The sequence below is a fragment of the Sphingobium ummariense RL-3 genome (genome assembly GCF_000447205.1).
GTDB classification, from domain to species: Bacteria; Pseudomonadota; Alphaproteobacteria; order Sphingomonadales; family Sphingomonadaceae; genus Sphingobium; species Sphingobium ummariense.
The window spans coordinates 1-4,647 of the sequence record NZ_AUWY01000083.1; the positions used below are offsets into that span (position 1 = coordinate 1).

At 67.9% G+C, this 4,647-nt stretch carries 7 protein-coding genes; 4 read left to right on the forward strand and 3 right to left on the reverse strand.

What is annotated here, in order from left to right:
• Positions 1–995: helix-turn-helix domain-containing protein (locus M529_RS36485; protein WP_021318208.1), on the forward strand; the 995-nt coding region annotated here is incomplete at its 5' end.
• A 15-nt stretch (positions 996–1,010) separates the two neighbouring features.
• Here the strand turns inward: M529_RS36485 and M529_RS36490 are convergent.
• The 3 genes from M529_RS36490 to M529_RS0124715 are packed head-to-tail and all read right to left on the reverse strand — an operon-like array spanning position 1,011 to position 2,478.
• On the reverse strand, positions 1,011–1,664 hold the full coding sequence (locus M529_RS36490) for a glutathione S-transferase family protein (protein WP_021318209.1): 654 nt from the start codon (positions 1,662–1,664) through the stop codon (positions 1,011–1,013).
• Positions 1,661–2,134 (reverse strand): SRPBCC family protein, encoded by a 474-nt coding sequence (locus tag M529_RS36495; protein ID WP_021318210.1) that lies wholly within the window; start codon positions 2,132–2,134, stop codon positions 1,661–1,663. The genes M529_RS36490 and M529_RS36495 overlap by 4 nt, the downstream gene beginning before the upstream one ends.
• Entirely contained in the window at positions 2,131–2,478 is a 348-nt protein-coding gene (locus M529_RS0124715) for an ArsR/SmtB family transcription factor (RefSeq protein ID WP_031295015.1), read from the reverse strand. Before M529_RS0124715 ends, M529_RS36495 begins: the two co-directional genes overlap by 4 nt.
• 173 nt (positions 2,479–2,651) lie before the next feature.
• Between M529_RS0124715 and M529_RS36500 the strand changes: the two genes are divergently transcribed.
• The 3 genes from M529_RS36500 to M529_RS36510 all read left to right on the forward strand — a co-directional run.
• Positions 2,652–3,296, forward strand: a complete 645-nt coding sequence (locus M529_RS36500; RefSeq protein ID WP_021318212.1) for a PepSY-associated TM helix domain-containing protein — start codon at positions 2,652–2,654, stop codon at positions 3,294–3,296.
• A 19-nt stretch (positions 3,297–3,315) separates the two neighbouring features.
• A complete protein-coding gene (locus M529_RS36505) occupies positions 3,316–3,849 on the forward strand; it encodes a DUF2271 domain-containing protein (RefSeq protein WP_021318213.1) in 534 nt (177 codons plus the stop codon).
• A gap of 14 nt (positions 3,850–3,863) precedes the next feature.
• On the forward strand, positions 3,864–4,647 hold a 784-nt coding region (locus M529_RS36510), incomplete at its 3' end, for a DUF4198 domain-containing protein (protein WP_021318214.1).

Genomic DNA, 4,647 nt, shown 5'->3' on the forward strand with positions numbered 1-4,647 from the left:
ACGCGCCGGTCGACTGGCTGCGGGAGACGGTGGCGCGGGCGGGCAATCATTTCGCCGAGCTGGACGCGGCTGCCGAGGCGCTGGCGGGAGAGCTGGGCGAGGAGGAGCCTGCCTTACTGCAGGCGGCGATCCGCGCGCGCTTGAAGGACCGGCATGCGATCGGCGCGCAAGTGGTGCGGGCGGACGTGCTGGCGGGAACGCTGCGCCATTACGACATGCACCGGCGGCGCGTGCTGCTGAGCGAGCGACTGCCCGCATCGGGTCGTCTGTTCGCCCTCGCCTACCAGCTCTGCGCGCAGGAGCTGGCGGACGCGATCGCCGGCCAGGTCGCGCGCGCCACGCCGCCGGACGAGGACAGCCGCCGGATCACGGGGATCGCGCTCACCAACTACGCCGCCGCCGCGCTGGTCATGCCCTATGACCGCTTCCGCCAGGCGGCCGAGCAGACGCGCCACGACCTGCCGCTGCTGCGCGCGCGCTTCGGCGTGTCGGCCGAGCAGCTTGCTCATCGGCTCACCAGCCTGGGCCGCACCGGCGCGCGGGGCGTGCCCTTCTTCATGGTGAAGCTGCACCGGGCGGGAATCGTGTCCAAGCGCTTCGACGGCGAGGCCTGGCCCTTCGCCCGCTTCGGCGGAACCTGCCCGCGCTGGGATGCGGGCGACGCGCGCGACGCCGAACGGGTGCAGACGCGGTTGATCGAGACGGTGGAGGGGCAACGCTTCCTGACCTTCGCGCTGGCGCTGCCGGCCACCGGTGCGCCCGATGCGCGGGGCCGGGCGGTGATCGCAATCGGCTGCGAAGCGAAGCATGCCGCGCGGCTGTGCCATGCCGACGGGATCGACGCGGAAAAGGGCGATGCGGTCGGCGTCGGCCCGACCTGCGCCCTGTGCGAGCGGCGCGGCTGCCCCGACCGCGCGCTGCCCCCCGTCACGCGGGCGCTGGACCTGCACGGCTATGAGCGGACGGCGAGCCCCTATCCGTTCCGGCGGGTTTAGGGACGCCTGCCGGACCTAGTCCCGGTCCGGCGCGCCCAGCGGGAAATAGTGGCGAAACCGACGCGCCTCCTCGACGGCGCGGGCGAAGGACGGGCGTTGGAGCAAACGCGCGCGATAGGCGGTGAGATGCTGGTACCGATCAGGGATGCGGTGCGTCCAGTCGGCGTAGAACAGGGAGGGCGCGGCGGCGCAATCAGCCAAGGTGAAGCTGTCGCCTACCGCCCAGGTGCGGCCCTGCATGCGCTGGTCGAGCCAGGCGTAACTGGTGTCGAGCATCCGGCGCGCTTCCTCCACACCGTAAGGGTCGCGGCTTTCGGGCGGGCGCAGCGCATCGGCCACGAACTTGCCCTGCGGCGTCATCACATAGTTGTCGAAGAACCGGTCGAGCATGCGCGCTTCGACGGCGAGGTCGGGATCGTCCGGGATCAGCCTGACCGGTCCCGGATAGCGGACGTGCAGATGTTCGATGATGATCGTGGTTTCCAGGATGACGCGGCCATCGTCGCGCAGCAGCGGGAATTTGCGGATCGGCCATAGCGACGCAAATTCCTCCGCGACGCCGGGATCCTCCATCATGCGATAGGTGAAGGGAATATCGTTCTCGTAAAGGGCGATCAGCGCCTTCTGACAATAGGAGGAGAACGGATGGGCGAAGAGTTCTAGCGTCATATGAGAGGCCTCGCTTCGCGCCCTTCGAGGACCGCAACCAGATTGTCCACATGCCATGCGGTGCCGTGTTCGCGGCCGTCCACGGCATCCTGCCCGCCCGAGAAATATGCGCCCTGCTCCGTATGCAGCAGCCGCGTCCTCCCACCGTCAGCGCGCAGTTCGATCGTCTGCAACGATACCGAGAGCTTCTCGTCGCCGTGAAACAGGTCATAGACGAGCACGATCCGCTCATTTTCCACGATGTCGTGGTAGGTCGCCTGAAAGTCGGTCACCAGCCCGCTGACCCAGCGAGCGCGGAAGCGCTCCTTTCCGCCGACGCGGAAATCGAAGTCGCGGTCCAGCACCTCGGCATCGGTCGGCGTCCTGAACCACGCGCTCTTGGCCGCGAGGCTGGCATAGGCGGCAAACACCCGGTCGGGCGGCGCATTCAGTTGTCGTTCTATGACGAAAGTGGCGTGGGTCACGATCATTCCGTTTCTCCGGTCGATGAGGCCTGTGCGAGATAGGCTTCGAGTTGATCATATTGCTGTTCCCAGAAGCGCTTGCGATCGGCGATCCAGCGTTCCGCTTGCGCCATCGCGGCGATTTCAAGAGTGCAGGTGCGCACGCGCCCCACCTTGCCGCTTTTGACGAGGCCGGCGTCCTCCAGAACCTTGAGGTGCTGAACCACTGCCGAGAGCGTCATCGGCAATGGCTTGGCGAGTTCGCTGACCGAGGCTGGACCGACGCTCAGGCGCTCGATCATCGCGCGACGGCCAGGATCGGAGAGGGCGTGGAATGCCTTGTCCAGGGGTTGCGAATCATACTGTAGCATCCACTTAAGTATTGTCGGAGTTTGGGCTGAGTCAACCGCGACAGCATGGTCGGCGTCCCGAAGCTCTGGCGGCGATGGCACCAGGACATCCCACGACGATCTCCGCGTTTGCAATTGCGAGTCGTTCGCGTTATGCGGCTGGTCTTGCTCCAGACAGGACTCGCCGCTTCCCGATGCACGCTCCCGCCCGCGTCCAGCCGAAAAAGAAGAAGGGGCCCAAGGCCTTCTGGCTGAAGCAGCTCCATACCTGGCATTGGGTCAGTTCGGCGATCAGCCTGATCGGGCTGCTGCTGTTCGCCTTCACCGGCATCACGCTGAACCATGCCGCCGATGTCGAAGGCGCGCCCAAGACGGTCGAGAAATCCGCCACCCTGCCGCCCGCGCTGCTGCGCCAGGTCGCGGCCGACGGCGCGCCGGACACAAAGAAGCCCCTGCCCGCCCCCGTCGCCGCCTGGGTGGAAAAAGCAATCGGGCAGAGCGGCGCCGGCATCGCCGAATGGTCGGCGGACGAGGTCTATCTGGCCCTGCCCCGACCCGGCGGCGACGGCTGGGTCGCGATCGACCGGCACAGCGGCGAAGTCACCAGCGAGGCGACCAGCCGGGGCTGGATCAGCTACCTCAACGACCTGCACAAGGGCCGCAACACCGGCGCGGCGTGGAAGTGGTTCATCGACATCTTCGCGGTCGCCTGCTTCCTGTTCGCGCTGACGGGGCTGCTGCTGCTCCAGCTTCATTCCGCCAAGCGGCCCAGCACCTGGCCGCTGGTCGCCGCCGGGCTCGCCATCCCGGCGATCCTGGCCATCATCTTCATTCACTGACAGGGGGAACTTACAAGCCATGCAGATCAGCCACAGACTGCTGCTTTCCGGGGGCGCCGCGATCGGTGCCGCGGGCGCGGCGGCGGCGCCCGCCGGTGCGGAGACGCTGAACCTCAGCATCACCATCCCGCGCCTGTCGGTGGCCGAATATCACCGGCCCTATGTGGCGATCTGGATCGAGAGGGAAGGCGCGGCGGCCCGCACCCTGTCGGTCTGGTACGATGTCGACAAGCGCGGCGGCGAAGGCACCAAATGGCTGAACGAGGTACGGCAATGGTGGCGCGCATCGGGCCGGGGCATGAAGTTCCCGGCGGACGGCGTGTCCGGCGCCACCCGCGCGCCCGGCGTGCAGAAGATCGCCTTCGTCACGGGCAAGGGGCCGGTCGGCACCCTGACGCCCGGCAATTACACGCTGGTGGTGGAAGCCGCGCGCGAGGTCGGCGGGCGCGAGGTCGTGCGCCTGCCCTTCGCCTGGCCGCCCAAGCCGGGCGCCACGGTGCAGGCCAAGGGCAGCACCGAATTGGGGGCGCTGAGCCTCAGCTTCGCGAAATAGAAGGGGATAGAGAGATGAAGACCAGACATATCGTCGCGGGCGCGATCGCCGCGCTGCTGCTTTCGGGCGCCGCGCAGGCGCACCGGCAGTGGATGCTGCCCTCCTCCACCGTGCTGTCGGGCGACCAGAGCTGGGTGACGGTGGACGCAGCCGTTTCCAACGACCTGTTCTATTTCGACCATGTGCCCATGCGCACCGACGGCATCACCGTGACCCAGCCGGATGGCAGCGCGGGGAAGATCGAGAATGCCGCGACGGGCAAGTACCGTTCGACCTTCGACGTGCACCTGACCCAGCCGGGCACCTATCGCATCGCCAATGTGATGACCGGGATCATGGGCAGCTACATGCTGAACGGCAAGCGCGAGCGGCTGCCGCGCGGCGTCACCAAGGACAAGCTGGCGGGCGTCATCCCGGCCGGCGCGACCGACGTGCAGACCGCCGAGATGGCGAACCGCAACGAGATCTTCGTGACGCTGGGCGCGCCCACCACCACGCTGTTCAAGCCCACCGGCGAGGGCATCGAGCTGGTGCCGGTGACCCATCCCAACGACCTGGTGTCGGGCGAGGCCGCGACGTTCCAGTTCCTGCTGGACGGCAAGCCCGCGGCGGGCCTGAAGGTCACGGTCATTCCCGGCGGCGTTCGCTACCGCAATTCGGCGGGCGAGATGGATCTGACCGCCGACAAGGACGGGAAGATCAGCGTCAGCTGGCCGCAGCCGGGCATGTACTGGCTGAACGCGACGCTGGGCGGCGGACGCGAGGGCGGCCCCGGCGCGGGACAGGGCGGCGAAGGCG